The organism is Bacteroidota bacterium (genome assembly GCA_018266755.1).
Lineage (GTDB): Bacteria > Bacteroidota > Ignavibacteria > Palsa-1295 > Palsa-1295 > JAFDZW01.
This window is the reverse complement of record JAFDZW010000002.1, coordinates 78,707-101,198: the sequence shown is the minus strand read 5'-3', so window position 1 is coordinate 101,198 and position 22,492 is coordinate 78,707. Positions and strand designations below refer to the sequence as shown.

Sequence of the window (22,492 nt, the reverse complement as noted above, 5' to 3'; positions counted from 1 at the left end):
GCGCAGCCGCCGTGGCTCGAGGTGTTGCTCTCGGGGGAAAGCTACTTTTGTACGCGGCCGACAACCACGATTGAGATGACGAAGAATATGATGTTCGCAAGCCAGGCGGTGAGGATCGGATCGACCGAACCCGTGTACCCGAACGTTTGCGATACCTTAGTAAATGCCATATAGGCGAAAGCAATTCCAATCGCAACAGCGAATTCCAGCGCCAGCCCCCCTCGTTTTTTCTGGGAGGCGAACGGCACCCCGAAGAGTACGACGATGAACGAAGTAAAGGCCATCGAATACTTGGAATAATAGTCCACCTCGTCGTGTGCGGTGTCCATGCCTGCCTCCTGTGCAAGTGCGATCCGTCGCTGAAGTTGCGGGTTCGTCAGTTCTTCGTATTTCAACTGGCGTTCCTTCAGTTCGAGCGGGGTAAATGTAAAGTGAATATGAGAGGCGTCTTCCGGCAGTGTGCGCAGACCGATTTGCGACGAGTCCGCGGTAAAGGTGCGTTCGGTTGCGTTCGAGAGAGCCCATTCGCGTTTTGTCGAGTCCCACTTCATTTGCGGGGCATCGATTCGGCGGTACAGGCGCGTCGGGTTTTTCGGATCGAAGAAATAGATACTAATGCGATCTGCTCGTGCAACATCGGGCAGGAAGTTGCCGATTGTCACGACCTCGCCGACGCCTTCCTGTAGGTGCAGGTTCGACTGGATACCGAGCGATGTGTTGCCCGGAAGATCGTACTTGCGCTGCATCGCGCTTACCACCGCATTTGCCCGCGGCAGGAGCCAGCCGTTAAAGTAAATGAAGAACACGCTGATCACGGTCCCCATCACGAGGAACGGTAGCATATAGCGGTAGAGCGATACCCCCGCCGAGCGCAGCGCAACGATCTCCGATTGCTGCGACATCTTGCCTGTCGTGAACAAACTCGCAAGCAGCAGCGAGATCGGCATCACAAGCGAGATCATCTGCGGAGTGAAGTTCACGTAGTAGAGGACGACCATGTGCCAAGGCACTTGGTGATCGATGAACTTATCGAGCTTCTCCATCATGTCGATCGCCACGAAGAGAATAATAAACGCCGCCAGCGACACCAGGGTCGAGAGAATGAACTGACGAACGATATAGCGATCGATGAGTCTCATGCCGTAAGGTATTCGCAACACAGGGCAGGGGTGTTTCGGTGCTCAGAAACCATCGTAGTCATTCCGACCGAAGACAGGGATCCCTTGAAGTCACCCACCTACCGCCCACGATTAAAATCGTGGGCTATGTGTCTTTCAGTCCCGTTAGGACGTGCATGAATTCGTCCGAGAGGACTGAATGAAATTAGACCCAGGTTTTAACCCGGGGCGGTGGTCGGGATAACACTTCATCTTCTCGTGTTACCCTCCCACATGTTCGACACCGGCAACTGGCAATTTGAAACCGAGCTCGACCGCACGGGGGCGTACCACATGGCGCGTGACCTGGAGTTGGCGGAGCGGTTGCGTGACGACCCCGCGGCGCCGAACTTCCTGCGGCTCTATACGTGGAAGCCGTATGCCATCTCGCTCGGGTATAAGCAGGACGAGTCCTCGATCGATCTGGAAGCATGCGCGCGTGCGGGGGTGGACGTCGTTCGCCGACCGACGGGCGGCAGGGCGGTGTATCATGCCGAAGAGCTGACGTATGCCGTCATCATGCACTTCGAACCGAACGAAGGCATCTATGCCGTGCATAATAAGATCGCTGTTGCGTTGCTTGATCTGTTGCAACCGCTTGCCGGAGGCAGACTGAAACTCACCTCGCCTCGCGATACCGACTCCATCCGAGACGCATACAAACCCGGTACGCTGACGAACATCGCCTGCTTCACGAGCACGGCACGCTACGAGATCACGCTTGACGGCAAGAAGGTCGTCGGCTCGGCGCAGCGCCGCTTTGGTAACGCAGTGTTACAACACGGTTCGATCCTCCTCGGCGACGAGCATTTGCGGTTGCCGGAGTTTCTGAAGATATCGGAAGAAGAGAAGCAGGAGATGCGTTCTCTCTTGGTCGAAGAATCGGCGACGCTTGGCGGATATGAGGATATCAACGCTCAGCTCGCGAAGTTGTCGTTCTCCGTTGTTCAGTGAGCAGCGTTACCCCACCACCACATTCACCAGCTTATCCGGCACGACGATCACTTTCTTGATTGAGGCGGTGCCGACGTGCTTCTGGACTTTGTCGCTTGCGGTGGCGAACTTCTCGAGGTCTTCGCGCGAGAGGCCGCGCGGGACGTCGAGCTTGTCGCGCACCTTACCATTGACCTGCAGGATAAGCGTGACGGAGCTTTCGATCGTCTTCGCCTCGTCATAGGTCGGGAAGGGTGCGTTGTAGATCGGCTCGGCATGGCCGAGGCGTTGCCAGATCTCTTCGGTGATGTGCGGAGCGAACGGCGATGCGAGGCGTACGATGGCCTCGACCGCTTCGCGCGGCGCGGCTGAGTCGCTCGGAATTTCGTTGAGGAAGATCATCATTGCGCTGATCGCGGTGTTGAGTCGCAGCGCATCGATATCTTCACGCACCTTCTTGATCGTCTGGTGCATGACGCGCTCTTGTACGTCGCTCATCGCAATATCGGCCACGCGACCTTCGACGGGGTTGCCGTCGTCATCAGCGACGAAACGCCAGAGGCGGTTGAGGAATCGATGCACGCCAGCGATGCCTTTGGTATTCCACGGTCCTCCTTGTTCGAGAGGTCCGAGGAACATCAGGTACATGCGCAGCGTGTCGGCGCCGTACTCTTTCACTACATCATCGGGATTGACGACATTGCCGAGCGACTTCGACATCTTCGCGCCGTTCTCACCGAGGAGCAAGCCTTGATGAAACAGGCGCTTGAACGGCTCGGGATGTCCGACGATGCCGTGATCGAAGAGCACCTTATGCCAAAAGCGTGAGTAGAGCAAATGCGTGACCGCATGCTCGTTGCCACCGATGTAGAGATCGACCGGCTGCCAGTACGCATCGTTCTCTTTCGAGATCGGCGCGGTGGGGTTCTTCGGGTCAGCGTAGCGCAGGTAGTACCACGACGAGCCTGCCCACTGTGGCATGGTGTTCGTCTCGCGCTTGGCTGCGGCGCCTGTTTCCGGATCGACGGTGTTGACCCAATGGTCGATGATCGAGAGCGGCGATTCGCCTGTGCCGCTCGGGCTGTAGGACTTGACGTCCGGAAGCGTGACCGGAAGTGATTCGGCCGGCAAGGCCTTCGCGTACTCGCCGTCGCCGTCATTCACATAGACAATCGGGAATGGCTCACCCCAATAGCGTTGACGCGAGAAGAGCCAATCGCGCAGCTTATACTTCACCGAATGCTGTCCGATACCGAGCTCGACAAAATGCTTCGTGATCTTCTCTTTTGCTTCGGCAGTCGGAAGACCATTGATCATGCCGGAATTAATGGCATAGCCGTCTTCGCAGTACGGAAGCGGCTCCTCACTGGCTACTGACTCCTGGCTACTGACTACTCTGACGACCGGCAAGTCGAACGTCGTCGCAAACTCAAAGTCGCGCTCGTCGTGTCCCGGCACAGCCATGATCGCGCCGGTGCCGTAGGCGATGAGGACGTAGTCGGCGATCCAGATCGGGATCGGTTTCTCCGTCGCCGGGTTGATGGCATACGCGCCGGTGAAGACACCGGTCTTTTCCTTCGAAAGCTCTGTGCGCTCGAGGTCGCTCTTGGTCGCAGTTTTTTGCTTGTATGCTTCGACAGCTGCTTTTTGGTCGTGTGTGGTGATGTGATCGACGAGCGGATGCTCGGGCGCCAATACCATATATGTCGCACCGAAGATCGTATCGGGGCGCGTCGTATAGACGCGAATGTTCTCGTTGTGATGCAGAACGCGGAAATCAACTTCCGCACCCGTACTCTTGCCGATCCAGTTGCGCTGCTGCTCAATGGTGTGATGCGGCCAGTCGAGCAAAGCCATATCTTCGAGCAAGCGCTCTGCATATGCGGTGATGCGCAGCACCCACTGCCGCATGTTGCGGCGAACGACCGTGAAGCCTTTCTCCTCCTGTTCGGCAACTTCTTCGTTCGCGAGCACGGTACCAAGTTCCGGACACCAGTTGACCGGTGCATCGGAAATGTATGCAAGTCGGAAGTTCGAAAGCACATCCGCTTTGAACTTCCCGCTACCCTGCTGCCAGTCGGTCGAGCTGAACGTCTTGAAGTCTTTCGGTACGGCGGCCGGAATGTGCATCGAGCCGTGACGCTCGAAGTGAGCGATCAGGTTCTCCACCGGCCGCGCAGCGTTCGCCGTCGTATCGTAATACGAGTTGTAGATCTTCAGGAAGATCCACTGTGTCCATTTGTAGTAGTTGGGATCGGTGGAATCGATCTCGCGTGACCAATCGTACGAATAGCCGAGCATATCGAGCTGCCGCCGGAAGTTCGCGATGTTGGCAATCGTCGTCTCACGCGGGTGCTTCTTGTTCTTGACGGCGTATTGCTCGGCCGGAAGCCCGAACGCGTCCCAGCCCATCGGATGCAGCACGTTCGATCCGTCCATGTGGCGGAAGCGAGCGACAATGTCGCAGGCGGTGTAGCCGATCGGGTGGCCCATGTGCAGCCCCGCCCCCGACGGATAGGGGAGCATGCTCATCACGTAGTATTTGGGCTTTGTCGGGTCCTCGGTGACGCGGAAGATGTCACGACCCCGCCATTCGGCTTGCCACTTGGATTCTATTTCTTTGAACGGATACGGCATTCGAGTATTAATTCACTACAATATAGTCTTTTGTTAGGGTTCGAGCGGAGTTCAAAGTTCCCACGGGGTGTTATGCGAGTCGTATTTTCGCACGAATGAGACGAATTCTCGTACTGATCGCCGCTATCATCCTGCCGTCGCTTGCGATGGCGCAGGGCATGCCGATCGATAGCCTTGACGGGCGGTTCGATTCGGTATTCACGCCCTCGCTTCGCGCGTCGATCAAGGAAGCGATTCCCGAAGATTACGACGCCCAGCGCGTCTGGGGCCTTGCCATCGGCGATTTCTCGAACGACACGCTCCCCGATCTTGCCATCTCTCTCTTTAATACGTCTCACCCCAAGCAAGAAGTGACAGTTCATTTGCTCGTCAACGAGAACGGCAAATTTCACGACGTTTTCCAGAAAAAATATACCTATTTCGAAACGCCGATCGAGGTCGGCCTGACGACCGACGGCTCGGTCGTGAGCGTGCTGCAGAAATTCGACGAATCGCATTGGCGGCAAGAGGGATATAGCTACTACGCCGGCGACCTGATGATGATCGACGAGCTCGAGACTCGCAAGGAGGACATCCCCGCGCTTATGGGCAAAGACAAAGCCATGGCGCACGACTTGTATCGCAACTACGAGAACCTCCGTACGAAAGAGAGCTTCTTCTCGACAAAGGACAACCAGACGATGCTGCACTCGGAGTTCTACACATTTCCCGCATACAGCCGTCTTCGTTACGTCTATCCCGGCTACGGCCACGACATGAGCGACAACTCCGAGCAGTTCATCGCTAAAGGCGGCAGCTTCCGCCGCGACGCGAAGGATTGCTCCATCCGCCGTGCGCTGGCGGCGTATGACGATGAGTATATCTATATCTCGGTGAGCGTCCGCGACGATCAGGTCTGGGGCGGCGACGAGAAGATGGAGAAGAACGACCGCGTCTCGCTGTGGTTCGATGCGTTCAATACCGACAGCCGTTACTTCACGAAGGAAAAGAAGGGAAGCATCCCGCAATTCCGAACGAAGACGGACTCGACGATCTATAACGTCACGTTCTCGTTGCCTGCTGTGCTGAGCACGACGCCACGCGTCGCGGCTTCGAGCGTTGTGGCGCTCAGCGACGTACAGCGTGAGGCGCTCGGTAACATCCGCGCCACAGTGATCCGCGATACGGCGAACGGCGTGGTGAACGGCTATACGTTGAAGGCACGCATCCCATTTGCGTATTTGGGTTATGAGGGCAACCCCATCAATTCGTACGAGACGCGCGCTGCCGAGCAGCTCTTCAACGAATCGAAACCGGGAAAGAAGAAGCGTACGAACGACCTCATCGAACGCGAGGACTATCCCGCCATTGGCTTTACGCTCGTCGTCAATGATGTTGACGACCCGAACCACCCCGAAGAATTCACCCAACAGGCCACAAGCAGTTTCGACCCCGACAATCCGACGAGCTTCGGGGAGATCGTGTTGGTCCCGACCGGTGCATTCTACGGCGAGGTCTACCCGACCTACACGAAGGAGCTCACGGATCAGTTGATCAAGGCAGGCTTCTGAGATGGGGGAAGTTAATTTTTGAATGTCGAATTATTAGTACATGAGCAATAAGCCGATCTCCGATTTTATTCTGCATCACTACCGCCACTTCAACGCTGCGGCACTGGTGGATGCATCGAAGGCATACGTCGCACATCTCGATGCTGGCGGCAAGATGATGATCACCCTCGCCGGTGCGATGAGCACCGCCGAGCTTGGCGTCTCGCTTGCCGAGATGATCCGTCAGGACAAGGTGCAGATCATCTCCTGCACGGGCGCGAACCTCGAAGAGGACATCATGAACCTCGTCGCCCACAACCACTACAAGCGTGTGCCGCATTACCGCGATCTTTCACCGCAGGACGAGTGGGAATTGCTCGAAGGCGGATTCAACCGCGTGACCGATACCTGCATCCCGGAAGAGGAGGCATTTCGCCACATTCAGAAGCATATCCATAAGCTTTGGACCGATGCGCAGGAAAGCGGCGAACGCTACTTCCCACACGAGTATATGTACAAGCTGCTCCTCTCCGGTGTGATGAAGGAGAGCTATCAGATCGACGTCAAGGACTCCTGGATGATCGCGGCAGCGGAGAAGAATTTGCCGATCATCGTACCGGGTTGGGAAGACAGTACGATGGGCAATATCTTTGCGTCGTATTGCATCAAGGGCGAGCTCAAGCCATCAGTGATGAAGTCGGGCATCGAGTACATGATGTGGCTCGCCGATTGGTACATCAAGAATTCTGGCGGCAAAGGCGTTGGCTTCTTCCAGATCGGCGGCGGCATCGCCGGCGATTTCCCGATCTGTGTTGTGCCGATGCTCTATCAGGACCTCGAGATGCACGACATCCCGTTCTGGAGCTACTTCTGCCAGATCTCGGACTCGACCACTTCGTACGGCTCCTACAGCGGCGCGGTGCCGAACGAGAAGATCACCTGGGGTAAGCTCGGTATCGACACGCCGAAGTTCATCGTCGAATCGGATGCCAGTATCTGCGCACCACTGATGTTCTCGTACATACTCGGCTGGTAACGACGGATCGGCATTACGCTCCGAAGTCGCCGGTCTCTACTTTCCCGGCCCGTGTGTAGTTGGCAAAGATCACTCCTTTGGGGGTGACGGCACTTTTTGTGAGTGTAAATGCGGCAGGGATGGTACCACTCTCAAACAATTTCTTTCCCTGGCCAAGGGTCACGGGGTAGATCTTCAGCCAAAGCTCATCGACGAGGTCGTGTTGGAGTAATAACTGTACGAGTTGGCCGCTGCCCCATACCTTGAGGTCTGGGCCGTCGGAATTCTTGAGGTTCTGGATGTCCGTCACAGTCTTGAGGAAGACGGAATGAGCCCAATCCGACTTCGTGAGCGTGTTGCTCAAGCAGTACTTGGTGACATCGTTGATCCCGGGCCACATATCCGCATGTGTTGGCCAGTAGTTAGCGAATATCTCAAATGTTTTTCTGCCCAAGAGGAGGTCTGTCGGGCCCATCTGCTCGAGCATGAGCTTACCGGAATCCTCATCGGCGTATGGCGCAGACCAACCGCCATACTTAAACCCGCTTGTTGTATCTTCGTCAGGCCCACCGGGCGCTTGCAATACTCCGTCTAAGGTAATAAAGGATGGGACGATTATTCTTCTCATGGCAGCTTCCTTTTGTACAGTAAAAAAATCGGGAAAACGTGTGCGCTACACCTGTAAGGTTGGAAGTGCGACGCGTGGGGAGAATACAGCAACAAAAACGATCAGTATGGCAACTGATGATAATGTGCGGGAGGCGGGACTTGAACCCGCATGCCTCACGGCGCCACCCCCTCAAGATGGTGCGTCTGCCAATTTCGCCACTCCCGCAATGAAAATGGACACGCACAACAGGCTCCGTGCGCGGGTTGTTCCCGCGATGGCCGAAGCCCTTCCTGTGCGACGAATTGTCACGGTCAAGTAGGTCACTGAGAGATGCCTTGCTTTGATCCTGCCGAATTCGGTAGTAAGTTGTCTATTACGTAACGTGAAATTTCTTGTACATGGACAGACGAACATTCCTTCGATCGTTCACGAGTGCACGACCTCAGTCGGGCACCTCTTCCTTGATGCTGTGGACGCCGGATGCAACGAATCCCTGGGACCTCAGTGCGGCAAATCATCTCTACAATCGCCTGGGCTTCGGTGCAACCATGGCCGATCTTCAGGCCGCATTGGCGATGAGTCCGCATGACCTGATCGATGCGCTGATGGACGATACGCTCGTCACCTCGGCGATGCCCGAACCGCCACCAGACTACGAACGATGGATGTACGCAATGCCGTACAGAGGACCGGATTACCCTACGGCTCATGCCGAAGATGTGCTGCAGCATGACGCAAAACACGATCTGCACATGTGGTGGGGCTTGCAGCTCATGCAGAGTCCGGTGCAGTTACGCGAGAAGCTCCAGCTCTTCTGGCACAATCATTTTGTGGTCGAAGAGGTCAAAGTGTATTACGTCGTACACGAGTGGCGATACCACGACTACCTTCGGCGCAACGCGTGGGGCAACTTCAAACAGATGGTCAAGGATGTGACCATCATGCCCGCGATGCTGAAGTATCTCGACAACATCTGGAACGAGGAGGACACGATCAACGAGAACTATGCTCGCGAACTCATGGAGCTCTTCACAATGGGCATCGCAGACCGCAACGGCAACAAGAACTACACACAGGACGATGTGCGCAACCTCGCACACTGTCTCGCAGGCTGGCGATTCCGGTTCGAAGAACCGTCGCCGAACGTCATGCCGCCGTACTTCGCGGATTACTATTTCGACTTCAAGACCAGGCGAAGCCTCTGGGGCTCGGCTCCCAAAGTGTACGGACTTGCAGCAGCGAACGACCCGAGGATCGAGGCCGATGTTATCGACCTGCTTTTCGAACAGCGCGGACCTGCGATTGCATGGCACATCGCAAAGAAGATATACCGCTCCTTCATCTACATGGGCGATCTGCCGCCATCGAGCGATGAACTGATCCAACAGCTCGCCGATACCCTCATCGCTTCGGATTGGGAGCTCAAGCCGATGCTCAAGCTCCTGTTCAAGAGCGAGCACTTCTTCGATCCAATCCACCGTGGGGCAGCCATCAAGTCGCCGTACGAGTTCATGGTGAGTCTGTGTCGCAAGATGAATGTGCCGATCTCGTTCTACGCTTCGGGAAATTTTTGGTGGTATGGTCAGGACACAGGCATGTTCATCGGCAACCCAACGAACGTTAAAGGGTGGGAAGGCTACCGCACGTGGCTCAACACCGCAACGCTTCCGAAGCGAATCGAGACGTTCGCGAAGTCCGTCGCCATCGACGGCATGATACAAGGGCAATGGTGCAACCCACGCACCGGCTATAACTTCGACTGGATCCCGTACACCGACGATCAGATCACCGCATGGTCCAGGCAGTTCGATGCGTACGACTCGGACCTCACGGTACTCGTCGGCGAGATGAATGCTGTGTTGCTTGGTCTGCCGGTTGACGACGCACGGCTGCAGCAGATCGTCGCATCGAGCGGCGTCCTTCATCCGTATGAATGGCAGAGCCTGAGCGATGCCGCACGCGTCCAACCCTTGCGACGCATCATCTTTGAACTCCTGAGTTCGCCTGAATTCCAACTTGCTTAACTCCCCCCCCCCCATGAAACGCAGATCATTTCTGAAGGCTCTTCCGCTCGGCGTGGCTGCCACTGCCGTGCCGTTCGTGCTTGGTTCGCGTCGCGCAGAAGCATTCACGCACTCGCCGATCCTTAACGCGCTTGCGAATTCCAACACACCCGACGATCGGGCACTGGTTGTGATCTATCTCGAAGGTGGCAACGACGGGCTCAATACGCTTGTCCCATTCGAAGACCCGCTCTACGATCGCTACCGCAAGAATCTTGGCTTCACGACGCCGGAAGAAAAAGCCCGCCTGACGTTCAAGCCTCGCCCGGACCTCGGTATCAATCCGTATGCAAATGCGCTACAACCATTGTGGGACGAAGGGAAGATCGCGATGGTGCAAGGTATCGGCATCGAAAATCCCGACCTCTCACACTTTCGCGGTCTTGAGATCTGGAATTCGTCGAGCGATGCGGACTTGATCATTCCCACCGGCTGGCTCGGCAGATATCTTGATACGCTCTATCCCGACTATCCCAACTCCCTGCCCGAGGATCCCGTCGCGATCAACATGGGCACGTTCGCTTCGCAGGTCTTTCGCGGTGTGAATGCGATGATGGATGTCCAGGTGCCGGACCCGCTGACCTTTGGCGCTGCGGCGAACATGGGCACACAGCCTGTCCCTGCAACATGGGGTGGTCGGGAGCTGGACTATGTCCGATCGCTCGTGAACATCGCAAATGTATATTCCGCGAGGTTTAAGAACCTGTTCCCTGCAAAGACGGTCAGCAAAGTGCAATACCCGTCGAGCCAGTTCGCCACCGATCTGCAGCATATCGCATGGTGCATCAACGCCGGACTCAAGACGAAGATCTACTTCGCGAGTCTGCAGGGTTGGGATACGCACTTCTTTCAGTACTCGAAAGACGATTCGCCGGGGAATGGGCATGCGTATCTATTGCGGACGCTCACCGAAGGACTCGCTGCGTTCCAACGCGATCTCGAAGCAATGGGCAATGCCGACCGCGTCGTTACCATGACCTACTCCGAATTCGGCCGCCGAGTCGATGAGAACGGCGACTGGGCCTCTGGTACCGACCACGGGACCGCTGCACCACACTTCGTGATCGGTACGAACGTCAATGGCGAACTCTATGGCAATCACCCCGATCTCTCAAAACTCGACAAGAACGGTGATCAATACAACCAGTTCGAATTTCGGCAGATGTTCGCTGCTGTTCTGGGCGACTGGCTTGGTGTGGATGAGTCGCTACGCACATTCATCCTCAGTCCCGGCAGGTCGCACGCACCGTGGGATATCACCTTCCCAGTGAACGGCTCCGGCGTTCGGCAGCATCTGATTGATCCGTCGAAGTCGCAGCAATCGTCGAGCGTCGCACCGACGCTGCTGGCGAAGTCGCTGCGGTTGTCGCCGAATCCCGCGATGCGCGAAACAGCGATCAGCTTTGTTGCTGACGGTTCGTCATCAGATGTCTGGATCGAGCTTTTCGACGAACGGGGCAGAAGTCTTCGCAGAGAACAGCGCTCGGTGGGAGCAGGGGAGGCTCGATGCACAATTGATGTGTCGGCGTTGGCGAACGGGACATACTATGTGCAACTGCGGTACGGGAGCCAGAGTGAATCGGCAAAGCTTGTCGTGGCACGGTAACTCAGGCAACCGTTTGCCGCCCGCATGACGTTGTGCTCGGTTCATGCGACGACTCAATTTTTCCGATCTCGATTCCATCCGACCCTCAGAGACCGAGGCGGCATCGACAGAGCGGCGGTTTCCTGTGATCGCCATCCTCGATAATATCCGGAGCCTGTATAATGTCGGCTCGATCTTCCGGACGTCCGACGGTGCACGCATCGAGGCGCTCTTCACCTGCGGATACACCCCTCACCCGCCGCGCAAGGAGATCGAGAAGACGGCGCTCGATGCTACGCGGACCGTCCCACACCGCCACTTCAAACACGTCACCGAAGCCATCACCGCGGCGAAAGAACTTGGCTTCCGGCCCGTGGCGCTCGAACTGACTGACGAAAGCCGCTCCGTCTTCGACCTCACCGCCGCGGACTTTCCAATGGCCCTCGTCATCGGCAATGAGATCACGGGCGTCAGCGACGAAGCGCTTACCATGTGCGAATCCTCGCTCGTCATCCCGATGCTCGGTGCCAAGCATTCGCTGAACGTCGGAGTTGCGTACGGGGTGGCACTGTATGAATGTGTCCGCGTATTTTCGGGCGACCTCAACCGCTTCCGGCCACACACGACGGACTGATCACGACGAAGCCGCAATGCCCCTTTTCCACACCGGTCATTCTGAGCGAGGCGAAGAATCCCTTTAGACACACGGGTGACGCATGCGTCACCCCTACGGAGTGTCAGAAATCATTTCGACGAGGAAGAAATGGGAGGCTCTGATTTGATGCCCCGACTGAAGTCGGAGCTACTTGTTACGGCTGGTGCCTCAAGGCAACCACCTCCGTCTTGTTGTGGTTAACTTCTTTCAATGGAAACCGTTGCCCGGACATCTACGATCAAGCTGCCGCGGTCGGCCAATATAAAGATTGGCCTGCTCGTGACGAGCGTGCTCGTCGTGATCGGGATCCTGATCTACAACAACCGGCTTGTCGGCGAGTTGAAGGTCCGCGAACAGCGCGTCGCGCTGTTACTTGCTTCGGCGCTGAAGTATTTCCAGAATACCGACGACTTCGATGCCACGTTGTATCAGGACGTGGTGGACTACGTCCGCAACTCCGGGGTGCCGATGATCATCACCGACCGTGACGACATCCCGAGCTACGAGAAAGGCACATACAAGCAGTTCAATATCAATATCGAGTTCGACAGCACGCTCAATAAACAAGCACGTCTGGCGTTTTTGCGTCAAGAACTTCTGCGCATGGATCGTTCGCATAAGCCCGAACGCATTACCTATACCGATCCGAAGACCGGAACGGAGAGCGTCACGAACTACATCCACTACGGCGACAGTGCCATCCTCGCAGACATCGCGCGGATGCCACTGATCCAGTTGATCCTTGCGGCGGTGGTTATCTTGATCGGGTACCTGAGCTTTTCCTATCTTAAGCGAAGCGAACAATCGAACATCTGGGTCGGAATGTCGCGCGAGACGGCGCATCAACTTGGTACGCCGCTCTCGAGTCTGCTCGGTTGGGCGGAGATGTTGCGGATGAATGCGAGCGAGCCGGAGGAGGTCGTGAACATCGCCGGCGAGATCTCGAAAGATATCGAGCGCCTTAATCGTATTGCTACCCGTTTCTCGAAGATCGGCTCGAAACCCGATTTGAAGGCGCAGAACGTCGTTGCTGTCGTCTCGGGCGTGATGGGCTATCTCGAAGACCGGATGCCGCGGCTCGGCAATGCGATTGCGTTCTCGCTCGAGACGTCGGCCGATGAGATTCCGGTCGCGATCAACCGCGAACTCTTCGAGTGGGTGCTCGAGAATTTGATCAAGAATGCAACCGAGGCTATCGAGTCGAACGAAGGGAGTATCGCGATCAAGATCGAAGCGGAAAAAGGCGGCGATGTGATCATCGACGTCACCGATACCGGCAAAGGCATGGATGCACGACGTCGCAAGGAAGTGTTTCGTCCCGGCTTTAGCACCAAAGCCCGAGGCTGGGGGTTGGGACTAACCCTCGCCAAACGCATCGTCGAGGAGTATCATCACGGCAAGCTGTTCGTGAGCCACTCGGCACCGGGGAAAGGCACGACGTTTCGGATCAAGCTGGTACGGGCGTAACCAAGAATTGAATTCAGAGAGTTGAATACGGTAACATCTCATCTCGAGCTGCGCAGTGTTTCAAAGACTTACGTCAATGGCGCCGATAGCGTGCGCGGTATCTCGTTCGGGGCCGCGCAGGGTGAGTTCGTCGTGCTCGTCGGTCCGTCCGGCTGCGGAAAGTCGACGACACTCCGGATGATCGCCGGACTCGAAGAGATCACTGGTGGAGACATCTTTATTGCAGGCAAGCGCGTCAACGATCTGCATCCAAAGGACCGCGATGTCGCGATGGTCTTTCAGAACTATGCGCTCTATCCGCACCTGACGGTCTACGAGAATATCGCTTTCCCTCTGACGATCCGCAAGACGGACAAAGCCACCGTCGACCGCGAGGTCCGTGCTGCGACGGAGCTGCTTGCGATCACCAAGCACCTCGATCGCAAACCCAAAGAGCTTTCCGGCGGCGAGCGTCAGCGTGTTGCGCTTGGCCGTGCCATCGTGCGTAAGCCTCAGGTCTTCTTGTTCGATGAGCCGCTTTCGAACCTTGACGCTGCGCTACGTACCGAAATGCGCGTCGAATTGAAAGCGCTCCAGCGACGGCTGGGAACGACAATGGTGTATGTCACCCACGATCAGACCGAAGCCATGACGATGGGCGATAAGATCGTGGTGATGAACAAAGGACAGATCGAACAGACGGCTACGCCTCGCGCTATCTACGATGAACCAGCGACGGCATTCGTCGCCCGCTTTCTCGGTGCGCCGACGATCAACATGATCGCGGGAACGGTGGATGCTGCGACGAAGACGTTCTCATCGAACGGATTCAGTGTCGACCTCTCGGAACTCGGAGCAAAGGCGGGCGGCGAGGTGATCCTCGGTGTGCGACCGGAGCATTTGCGTCCCGGGCGTGTACAGACGGCTGACGCGCATTCGATCGTCGGGGAAGTGGAGCTTGTCGAGCGCCTCGGCAGCGCGACATACTGCCACATCGGCTGCGCATTCGCCGAGCGTGGACGCCTCGCCTTGACGCTTCGCCCCGACGATGACGTGCCGAACATCGGAGACCGTATCGCTGTTGTTCCTACAAGCCGAGGGCTACATCTCTTCGATGCCGCCAGCGGGCTTCGTATCTTATAATATTCGTATTCAGTATTCGTGCGGACCAATGTTCGCATGTCACAATATCGGAAGAAATGATGAAAGGACTTGACACCCCGCTGCATCCGCTGTTTCAGCCATCGTCCAACCGCGTATCGGTGTTCGTCGACGGTGAAAACGCGTACTACGCCCAGCGCTCGCTCGGCTGGTTCTTCGACCCGCGCAAGTTGCTCGAATATTTTTCGCAAGGAGCTGCCATTGGCGACGCGTTCTGGTACGCATCGCAGAAAATGCCGCCGGATCCGCGCGAACAACGATTTTACGGGTATCTCAACCACGCCGGCTACACTGTCCGCGTGAAGACGATCAAGTACTTCCGCGACGAAATTTCCGGCGAACTCACGCGCAAAGCGAATCTCGATCTGGAAATGGCAATCGATCTCTTCACGACGATCGCGCAGTACGACACCGCTGTGCTTGTGACCGGCGACGGCGACTTCGAGCGGGCCGTCGAACTCTTGCGTAGCTATGGAAAGCGTGTGATCGTCGCCTCGACGCAGGAAACCGTCGCGCGCGAATTACGTAATGCTGCAGGGAAGCATTTCTTCGACCTTGCCGAAATCCGTTCGTCGATCGAACGATTTACCACGGCCGGCGGAGAGAGCTTCCAACGCGAAGAGCCGATGCAGCAACCTGCAATCTAAGTTATCCGCTAAATACATGCCCCCAATCATCACCCGACCCAACCCGTCGGAACACGCTGCCTATTATGGCCCCTATATCGCCCGTGTGCCGGGCGAGGACCTGCTCGCATATTTCCGCACGCAAACGCACTCGCTCGCGAGCGTCCTCGGCGTGCTTGACGATGTGACCGCGTCGAAGCGGTATGCGGAAGGGAAGTGGTCGGTCAAGGAAGTTGCGTCGCATATCATCGATACCGAACGAGTCTTTGCATATCGGGCGATGTGTATCTCGCGTGGTGAGGCGCAATCGCTGCCTGGGTTCGAAGAGAACGCCTATGTCGCGAACTCGAATGCGGATGCGCGAAGCGTCGCCGATCTTGTCGAAGAATACAAGGCAGTTCGCGCTGCGACAATCGCACTGTTGTCCTCGCTCTCGGACGAGATGGCAACGCGCAACGGCAGGGCAAACAACAATCCGGCATCTGTCAGAGCAATTGGCTATATGATTGCCGGACACGAGCTGCACCACCTCTCGGTGATCGAAGAACGATACTTAGGCCGATAGCCTCCTACGATGCCCGCTGCACGCACGACGAAGAAACCGAAGACTGAAGCGCTCGCTGTGAGCGCTCCGGTCCACGCGTCGCTTCCTTCCAGCCGCAAGCCGATTGTGATCGGTGGTGCTCGCGTGCATAACCTGAAGAATGTTTCGGTCGAGCTCCCACGTAACAAGCTCATCGTCTTTACCGGCGTGAGCGGTTCGGGGAAGTCGTCGCTCGCCTTCGATACACTCTACGCCGAAGGGCAGCGGCGATACGTCGAGAGTCTTTCTGCGTATGCGCGCCAGTTTCTGGAGCGTATGCAGAAGCCTGATGTCGATGTGCTCACGGGCATCAGCCCTGCTGTGGCGATCGAGCAGAAGACACTTGTTCGCAATCCACGCTCGACGGTCGCTACGCAGACCGAGATCTACGATTATCTTCGTGTGCTCTATGCGCGGATCGGTACGACATACTGCGTGAGCTGCGGTTCGGTTGTTCGCAAGGATACGCCGGCATCGGTCGTGCGAATCCTCGGCGACCACATGAAGGACGGTGATAAGTTTTATGTGCTCTTCCCGATGCACCGGCATGCATCGAAGTCGATGGAGGACGAATGGAATAATCTGCGCTCGCAGGGATTCTTCCGTATCACACTTGCCGGACACGAACGCATCCTCGAACTTTCCGAAGAACCGCCGAAGACGATTCAGCCGGAGAATGTACGCGTGCTGGTGGACCGGTTGATCTGGCGCTCGAACGACGAGAAGTCGCGGTCGCGTCTGATCGATTCGCTCGAAGCAAGTTTTCGCGAAGGCGGCGGCACGGCGATTGTCGCGCAGCTCAATTCTGACGGCACCACAGCCGAGTACCGATTCAGCGATAAGTTCGAATGCTCGAATTGCGGGATCCCGTACGAAGAGCCCGAGCCGAGACTCTTTGCATTCAACAGCCCGTTCGGTGCATGTCCCGAATGCGAAGGTTTCGGCAGAGCGGTCGGGATCGATATGAATCTTGTCGTCCCGGATAAGTCCAAGTCGTTGCGGCAGGGGGCCGTAGCTTGCTGGAACGGCTCGAAGTTTTCGAGCTTCCTGCACGATCTCGAACGTGTGGCAAAAGCGGCAGGTGTTCGCATGGACGTGCCGTATGCGACGCTCACCGAGGACGAGCAGAAAACAATCTGGGAAGGATACTCGCCCGGTTTCAAAGGTCTTTCGGGCTTCTTCCGCGAACTCGAAACGAATACCTACAAGCTTCACTACCGCGTCATCCTCTCGCGCTTCCGCGGCTACACCACCTGCCCCGCATGTCATGGCGCTCGTGTACGACCGGCGGCGCTGAACGTTCGTGTTGCCGGAAAGAATATTTTCGATGTTGTGCAGATGACGATCCGTCAGGCGCGTACGCACTTCGAGACGCTCGTGCTTACCGAATACGAACGCAAGATCGCAGAGCGAGTCGTTGACGAGATCCTCAAGCGATTGCGGTATCTCGACGATGTCGGTCTCGGGTACCTGACGCTCAATCGATTATCGAATACGCTCTCCGGCGGGGAGTCGCAGCGCATTCAGCTTGCGAGCTCGCTCGGAGGGGCGCTCACGAGCACGCTCTATGTGCTCGATGAACCGAGCATCGGGTTGCACCAACGCGACACCGAACGCTTGCTCGGGATTCTTCGCCGTGTCAGGGATCTTGGAAATACGGTGATTATCGTCGAGCATGATGAGGATATTATGCATGCCGCCGATTATATCGTGGATTTCGGACCTAATGCCGGTGCGCATGGCGGCGAGATCACCTATAGCGGCGACCTCAAGCAATTTCTCGATGCACCGCCTCCGCGGTCGCTCACCGCATCGTATCTGACAGGCAAGAAGAAGATTGCCGTCCCGAAGAAACGCCGCCGCGTAAATCCGAAGCTTTCGATTCGGATCAACGAAGCCTCCGAGAATAACCTCAAGCACGTCGATGTCGCATTCCCCATTGGGGTCTTTACAGCAGTGACTGGCGTATCGGGCTCGGGGAAATCGACGCTCGTACACAATTGTCTCTACAATGGCCTTCGCAAGGAGAAAGGTGAGCCGGTAGGCGAGGTTGGCCGCTTTGCATCGCTGCAAGGAGCGGAATTTGTCGGCGAGGTCGTGATGATCGACCAAACTCCGATCGGCAAGACACCGCGCTCGAACCCCGCAACCTACGTCAACGCCTTCGATCATATACGCGAAGCGTTCGCAAAAACACTCTACGCCAAGCAGCGAGAGTTACAAGCGGGATACTTCTCATTCAATATTCCCGGCGGTCGCTGCGAGACGTGTCAGGGCGAAGGATTTGTGAAGGTCGAGATGCAATTCCTTGCGGATATGTATCTCGTCTGTGAAACGTGTGGCGGTTCACGCTACAAAGCCGAAGCGCTGGAAGCGACGATCAACGATAAGAATATCGTCGATATTTTGAACATGAGCGTATCGGAAGCGCTGGCGTTTTTTGCCGAGAACAAACGCATCGCATCGCGTCTGAAGACGCTCGACGACGTCGGGCTTGGCTATATCAAGCTCGGCCAGCCCGCGAATACGCTCAGCGGTGGCGAAGCGCAACGCATCAAGCTTGCCACGTTCCTGCTCGATCGTGAGACCGATAACTCGGTCTATATTTTTGACGAACCGACGACCGGCCTGCACCTGGACGATATCGCGAAATTGCTGACGGCATTGAACGCGCTTGTCGATGCGGGCAATACGGTGATCGTGATCGAGCATAATCTTGAAGTTGTCAAGTGTGCCGATTGGGTGATCGATCTCGGCCCGGAAGCCGGCGCCGACGGAGGCGACGTCGTGGTAACCGGTACGCCGGAGCAGATTGCGGCAAACAAGAAGTCGCATACCGGTTCATATTTACGTCGATTGCTCGACGCCTGAATTCACCGCCGCTCATGCCGACCCCTGCAGCAACCCGCAAGGTGATGATCATCGCCGGCGAGACCTCCGGCGACCGTCTCGCTGCTCGGGCTATTCGCGAAGCGAATGAGCAAGCTGCTCGCACCGGTCGAGACGTAAAATTTTTTGGTATCGGCGGCGACCGATGCAAAGCGGAAGGAATGCAGTGCGACTATGATACGACACAAATGTCGGTCGTCGGCTTCCTGGAAGTTGCAAAACGGTATGGGTTCTTCCGATCGGTGTTCGCAACGATGGTCTCGCGTCTCGACGATCCTGCGACACGCCCCGACGTAATTCTTCTCGTTGACTATCCCGGTTTCAATATCCGGTTCGCAGCCGAGGCAAAAAAGCGTGGCATCGAGGTGATCTATTATGTGAGCCCGCAGGTATGGGCCTGGAAGCCGAAGCGTGTTCGGAAGATCGTTGCAAGCGTCAACCGCATGCTTGTCATTTTTCCGTTCGAGCAGAATATCTACACCAACGCAGGACTTGCTGCGACCGAGTTTGTCGGTCATCCGCTCATTGAGATTCTCGACGAAGAGCGCCGTTCGTTTGTCTCGCGTGAAGAATTTGCACGAACACATTCGCTCGATGCATCAAAGCGCTGGCTGTTACTGTTTCCCGGAAGCCGCAGCGAGGAAGTGCGGCGTCATCTGCCGATCATGGCCGAAGCGGCACGATTGTTTGCGACGGATGCAGCCGTAGAGACGATCGTCGTCGAATCGGCGAATATCGACCCGTCTGCATATAGCTCGGCCGGCAACGGAGTAGTACATTTTCGTTCGCCCAATGACGTGCATCAGCTCATGACGCATGGATATCATGGAATACTCAAGAGCGGAACGACAACGTTAGAGGCTGCGATTGCCGGGCTGCCGGGTGTCATTTGCTACCGAACAAGCTGGCTGACATACTTCATGGCTCGCGCGCTTGTGAAGCTGAACTATATCGGTCTGGCAAACATTGTGCTCGGCAAGATGCTCTACCCCGAAGTATTGCAGCACGCAATGACGCCGCTGAAACTCGCCGAGACGCTTCGAAGCATCGACGCAGGTCGTGACGCCTTTGTGCAGGAGCTGTCGTCTTTCCGCGCAAAGTTGGCAAGCGACCGCAGCGCGCCGTCGCTTCGTGTCGCGCAGTATCTCCTCGGCTCATGATCGCGCGCGTCTTTGCATCGCTGGTAACGACGCTCGTTCGCACGCTGCGGATCAAGTGGCATGGCGGACGCCTGCCCGATCGTGCCGTGATCGCCTTTTGGCATTCGAAGATGCTTGCCGGATGGTGGATCTCGCGAGAGCATTCTGTCGCCCTTGTGTCCAAGTCGAAGGACGGCGACTATCTTTCGTCCATCCTCTCTTCATGGGACTATCAAGTCATCCGCGGTTCGGCAGGAAAGAATGGGATGGAAGCATTGCGCGAAGCGATCGTACTGGTAGATGAAAGCCGAGCAGATCGGCTTGTGCTTACCCCGGACGGCCCGCGTGGTCCGGCAGAAGTCTTCAAGCGAGGTGCGTTCATCGCTGCGAAAGAACTGAATCTGTCGTTGATCTTTCTCGATATCCGGTATCACGGCCGCATCGTCCTCGATTCGAGTTGGGACCGGTTCGAAATCCCATATCCGTTTTCTCGCGTCGATATTACTCCGTATGTGATCGACACACGTATGTTCCCCGATGAACGTGCGGCGCAGGATGCGTATCTTGCAATGCGGTCGCGTTCGTATCAGACCGATCCGGCCACCGAACATCTCGAACCCGCTTTCGGAGGATGATCGACCTATTCAACCCCTATGCGTGGATCATGCGGCTTCGCCGATGGCTCTATGGCGCGAATATTCTCCGCTCCGTCAAACTCGGGACTCCGGTAATTTCCGTTGGCAATTTGTCGTCCGGTGGGACCGGCAAGACACCGTTTACGATGTATCTCGCTCGGTTATTGCGCTCGAGATATGGTCTACGCTGTGCGATCGTTCTTCGAGGTTATAAACGTGACTCCAGCGGTCTCATTGTCGTCCGCGACTGGGACGCAATACATGTCAACACACGTCGCAGTGGGGACGAAGCGCAACTCTATGCACGCGAATTGGAGGGGGTCGTAGTGATCTGCGACGAGGATCGTGTTCGAGGTGCGCGAATGGCGCGCGAGATGGGTGCAGAGGTTGTTATTCTCGACGACGGATTTCAACATCTTCGCCTGCGGCGTGACCTGAACGTCGTCCTGATCAATGCGCTCGAAGGTATTCCACACAGTATTCCCTTCGGCAAAGGACGAGAGGGAATCGGTGCAATCAGCCCATTCGATCTGGTGGCGATCACCAATTACTCGAACTCTGCAGCAGATCTTGCCAGGACGATCCGCGACGTACAGCATCACGAACCGATCACGGTCGTTGCTCGTATCGTAGGATACCGCGCGATTGGGTCGCGTACGACGATTGCCGCCGCCGACCTCAAAGGCAAACGAGTACTCGCAGTATCGGGCATCGGCACACCGGAAGGATTCGAGCAGTCGTTGCGTGCCGCAGGTGCCGTGGTCATGCCACTCCGATTTTCCGATCACGCTGCATACGACGAAGCATCGATCGACCAAATGATCGTCGCGGCAACAGAGCAGACGTGCGATGCCATCGTGACGACCACGAAGGACGAAGTCAAACTCATCCAATTGTTGACGCCTGCGCATCGCGAACGACCGATCTATGTGGCGCAGTCGCAGTTGGATCTGCTCGGTACCGAGCCCGACTTGCTGCAACGTCTTGACGCACTATTTCAGAGAACCACCTGATGAAGATATCCATCGGCCTGAGTTACGCTCCGGCATCGACGAGTAAATACCAGCGGTATACATCCTCGCTCATGAGTGCGGCTGCAACGCTGGGACACGAACTGGAGGTGATCGATCTCTCGGAGCATCCCGATGCGATCGAACGTGTCGATGGCATCGTCTTTACCGGCGGGGCAGACGTCGATCCGATTCGTTACCACAACGAAGCGGCTCGTGCGCAGTGTGAAGATATCGACGAAGTCCGCGACCGAAACGAATTCGCGTTTGCGCAGCGTGCCGACGAACGCCGTTTGCCGATCTTCGGTATTTGTCGCGGACTGCAGATGCTCAACGTCCACTATGGCGGTACGCTGATTGCCGATCTTCCGAGTGCAGGATATCTCCCGCATTCCAAGATCGACGCTGCCGACCGTCGTCATGAAGTCCATGTAGAACCTGGGACGCTGCTCAAGCGACTGACACGTCGAACGACGAGCGAAGTGACGAGCGCCCATCATCAGGCGATCGAGACGCCGGCGCCGGGGATGAAGATCAGCGCACGCTCGGAAGCGGATGGTGTCGTCGAGGCGATCGAATGGGACGATAAAGAGCATAAACCGTTTTTTCTGGCCGTTCAATGGCATCCCGAGCGGATGGACTTCGACGAGCCGCTTGCCGGAGAACTCTTCGAGCAGTTCGTTTCCGAGACGGCTATGCATGCGCTGCTCGCTCACCGAATGTGAGTGGAATGATATTCGGCAAGGTCGTTGCCGGATGTAACAAGGGCGATGAAGTCACCGACTTCATCGCCCTTGTTTGTTTCAAACCGTTCGTTCT

General features: G+C 56.6%; 18 protein-coding genes and 1 tRNA gene. 15 read left to right on the top strand and 4 right to left on the bottom strand.

Features of this window, described 5'->3' with window-relative positions; translation table 11 throughout:
• Positions 1-41: 41 nt before the first annotated feature.
• Positions 42-1,139: an LptF/LptG family permease gene (locus tag JSS75_02975; protein ID MBS1902645.1), complete on the bottom strand. Its 1,098-nt coding sequence runs from the start codon at positions 1,137-1,139 to the stop codon at positions 42-44.
• Positions 1,140-1,391: 252 nt separating this feature from the next.
• Between JSS75_02975 and JSS75_02970 the strand changes: the two genes are divergently transcribed.
• Entirely contained in the window at positions 1,392-2,111 is a 720-nt protein-coding gene (locus JSS75_02970; protein MBS1902644.1) for a lipoate--protein ligase family protein, read from the top strand.
• A 6-nt stretch (positions 2,112-2,117) separates the two neighbouring features.
• Here JSS75_02970 and JSS75_02965 read toward each other — a convergent pair whose 3' ends face one another.
• Positions 2,118-4,727, bottom strand: coding sequence for a leucine--tRNA ligase (locus JSS75_02965; GenBank protein ID MBS1902643.1), 2,610 nt, complete (start codon positions 4,725-4,727; stop codon positions 2,118-2,120).
• A 95-nt stretch (positions 4,728-4,822) separates the two neighbouring features.
• Here JSS75_02965 and JSS75_02960 point away from each other — a divergent pair, with 95 nt between their 5' ends.
• Together JSS75_02960 and JSS75_02955 are read left to right on the top strand one after the other, a co-directional pair.
• Positions 4,823-6,277, top strand: coding sequence for a hypothetical protein (locus JSS75_02960; GenBank protein MBS1902642.1), 1,455 nt, complete (start codon positions 4,823-4,825; stop codon positions 6,275-6,277).
• 40 nt (positions 6,278-6,317) lie between these two features.
• Positions 6,318-7,292 (top strand): deoxyhypusine synthase family protein, encoded by a 975-nt coding sequence (locus JSS75_02955; protein ID MBS1902641.1) that lies wholly within the window; start codon positions 6,318-6,320, stop codon positions 7,290-7,292.
• A 13-nt stretch (positions 7,293-7,305) separates the two neighbouring features.
• On the opposite strand, the gene JSS75_02950 is transcribed toward JSS75_02955, so the two are convergent.
• Together JSS75_02950 and JSS75_02945 are read right to left on the bottom strand one after the other, a co-directional pair.
• Complete coding sequence (locus JSS75_02950) at positions 7,306-7,899, bottom strand: dihydrofolate reductase family protein (GenBank protein ID MBS1902640.1); 594 nt, start codon at positions 7,897-7,899, stop codon at positions 7,306-7,308.
• A gap of 125 nt (positions 7,900-8,024) precedes the next feature.
• Positions 8,025-8,106 (bottom strand) — tRNA-Leu (locus tag JSS75_02945).
• A gap of 173 nt (positions 8,107-8,279) precedes the next feature.
• Between JSS75_02945 and JSS75_02940 the strand changes: the two genes are divergently transcribed.
• The 12 genes from JSS75_02940 (at position 8,280) to JSS75_02885 (ending at position 22,398) form a co-directional block, all read left to right on the top strand.
• Positions 8,280-9,905, top strand: a complete 1,626-nt coding sequence (locus JSS75_02940) for a DUF1800 family protein (protein MBS1902639.1) — start codon at positions 8,280-8,282, stop codon at positions 9,903-9,905.
• A gap of 13 nt (positions 9,906-9,918) precedes the next feature.
• Entirely contained in the window at positions 9,919-11,550 is a 1,632-nt protein-coding gene (locus JSS75_02935; protein MBS1902638.1) for a DUF1501 domain-containing protein, read from the top strand.
• Positions 11,551-11,593: 43 nt separating this feature from the next.
• Complete coding sequence (locus JSS75_02930) at positions 11,594-12,163, top strand: TrmH family RNA methyltransferase (protein ID MBS1902637.1); 570 nt, start codon at positions 11,594-11,596, stop codon at positions 12,161-12,163.
• Between the two features lie 231 nt (positions 12,164-12,394).
• Entirely contained in the window at positions 12,395-13,651 is a 1,257-nt protein-coding gene (locus JSS75_02925; protein ID MBS1902636.1) for a HAMP domain-containing histidine kinase, read from the top strand.
• A 48-nt stretch (positions 13,652-13,699) separates the two neighbouring features.
• A complete protein-coding gene (ugpC, locus tag JSS75_02920) occupies positions 13,700-14,773 on the top strand; it encodes a sn-glycerol-3-phosphate ABC transporter ATP-binding protein UgpC (GenBank protein ID MBS1902635.1) in 1,074 nt (357 codons plus the stop codon).
• A 59-nt stretch (positions 14,774-14,832) separates the two neighbouring features.
• A complete protein-coding gene (locus tag JSS75_02915) occupies positions 14,833-15,438 on the top strand; it encodes an NYN domain-containing protein (protein MBS1902634.1) in 606 nt (201 codons plus the stop codon).
• A gap of 16 nt (positions 15,439-15,454) precedes the next feature.
• On the top strand, positions 15,455-15,982 hold the full coding sequence (locus JSS75_02910; GenBank protein MBS1902633.1) for a DinB family protein: 528 nt from the start codon (positions 15,455-15,457) through the stop codon (positions 15,980-15,982).
• A 9-nt stretch (positions 15,983-15,991) separates the two neighbouring features.
• Positions 15,992-18,871 carry an excinuclease ABC subunit UvrA gene (gene uvrA, locus JSS75_02905; protein MBS1902632.1) on the top strand — a complete coding sequence of 960 codons (2,880 nt, stop codon included), beginning with the start codon at positions 15,992-15,994 and terminating at the stop codon, positions 18,869-18,871.
• A 14-nt stretch (positions 18,872-18,885) separates the two neighbouring features.
• On the top strand, positions 18,886-20,049 hold the full coding sequence (lpxB, locus tag JSS75_02900; protein MBS1902631.1) for a lipid-A-disaccharide synthase: 1,164 nt from the start codon (positions 18,886-18,888) through the stop codon (positions 20,047-20,049).
• A complete protein-coding gene (locus JSS75_02895; GenBank protein MBS1902630.1) occupies positions 20,046-20,663 on the top strand; it encodes a DUF374 domain-containing protein in 618 nt (205 codons plus the stop codon). Before lpxB ends, JSS75_02895 begins: the two co-directional genes overlap by 4 nt.
• A complete protein-coding gene (gene lpxK, locus JSS75_02890; protein ID MBS1902629.1) occupies positions 20,660-21,676 on the top strand; it encodes a tetraacyldisaccharide 4'-kinase in 1,017 nt (338 codons plus the stop codon). The genes JSS75_02895 and lpxK overlap by 4 nt, the downstream gene beginning before the upstream one ends.
• Positions 21,676-22,398 (top strand): gamma-glutamyl-gamma-aminobutyrate hydrolase family protein, encoded by a 723-nt coding sequence (locus tag JSS75_02885; GenBank protein ID MBS1902628.1) that lies wholly within the window; start codon positions 21,676-21,678, stop codon positions 22,396-22,398. The genes lpxK and JSS75_02885 overlap by 1 nt, the downstream gene beginning before the upstream one ends.
• Positions 22,399-22,492 lie beyond the last annotated feature (94 nt).

Excerpts from the sequence above, each read along its gene's own strand:
- JSS75_02930 (MBS1902637.1), top strand. The coding sequence starts at position 11,594 with ATGCGACGACTCAATTTTTCCGATCTCGATTCCATCCGACCCTCAGAG.
- JSS75_02970 (MBS1902644.1), top strand. The coding sequence starts at position 1,392 with ATGTTCGACACCGGCAACTGGCAATTTGAAACCGAGCTCGACCGCACG.
- JSS75_02960 (MBS1902642.1), top strand. The coding sequence starts at position 4,823 with ATGAGACGAATTCTCGTACTGATCGCCGCTATCATCCTGCCGTCGCTT.
- JSS75_02895 (MBS1902630.1), top strand. The coding sequence starts at position 20,046 with ATGATCGCGCGCGTCTTTGCATCGCTGGTAACGACGCTCGTTCGCACG.
- lpxK (MBS1902629.1), top strand. The coding sequence starts at position 20,660 with ATGATCGACCTATTCAACCCCTATGCGTGGATCATGCGGCTTCGCCGA.
- JSS75_02910 (MBS1902633.1), top strand. The coding sequence starts at position 15,455 with ATGCCCCCAATCATCACCCGACCCAACCCGTCGGAACACGCTGCCTAT.
- JSS75_02925 (MBS1902636.1), top strand. The coding sequence starts at position 12,395 with ATGGAAACCGTTGCCCGGACATCTACGATCAAGCTGCCGCGGTCGGCC.
- uvrA (MBS1902632.1), top strand. The coding sequence starts at position 15,992 with ATGCCCGCTGCACGCACGACGAAGAAACCGAAGACTGAAGCGCTCGCT.
- JSS75_02975 (MBS1902645.1), bottom strand. The coding sequence starts at position 1,139 with ATGAGACTCATCGATCGCTATATCGTTCGTCAGTTCATTCTCTCGACC.
- JSS75_02885 (MBS1902628.1), top strand. The coding sequence starts at position 21,676 with ATGAAGATATCCATCGGCCTGAGTTACGCTCCGGCATCGACGAGTAAA.
- lpxB (MBS1902631.1), top strand. The coding sequence starts at position 18,886 with ATGCCGACCCCTGCAGCAACCCGCAAGGTGATGATCATCGCCGGCGAG.
- JSS75_02965 (MBS1902643.1), bottom strand. The coding sequence starts at position 4,727 with ATGCCGTATCCGTTCAAAGAAATAGAATCCAAGTGGCAAGCCGAATGG.
- JSS75_02950 (MBS1902640.1), bottom strand. The coding sequence starts at position 7,899 with ATGAGAAGAATAATCGTCCCATCCTTTATTACCTTAGACGGAGTATTG.
- JSS75_02935 (MBS1902638.1), top strand. The coding sequence starts at position 9,919 with ATGAAACGCAGATCATTTCTGAAGGCTCTTCCGCTCGGCGTGGCTGCC.
- JSS75_02940 (MBS1902639.1), top strand. The coding sequence starts at position 8,280 with ATGGACAGACGAACATTCCTTCGATCGTTCACGAGTGCACGACCTCAG.
- JSS75_02955 (MBS1902641.1), top strand. The coding sequence starts at position 6,318 with ATGAGCAATAAGCCGATCTCCGATTTTATTCTGCATCACTACCGCCAC.
- JSS75_02915 (MBS1902634.1), top strand. The coding sequence starts at position 14,833 with ATGAAAGGACTTGACACCCCGCTGCATCCGCTGTTTCAGCCATCGTCC.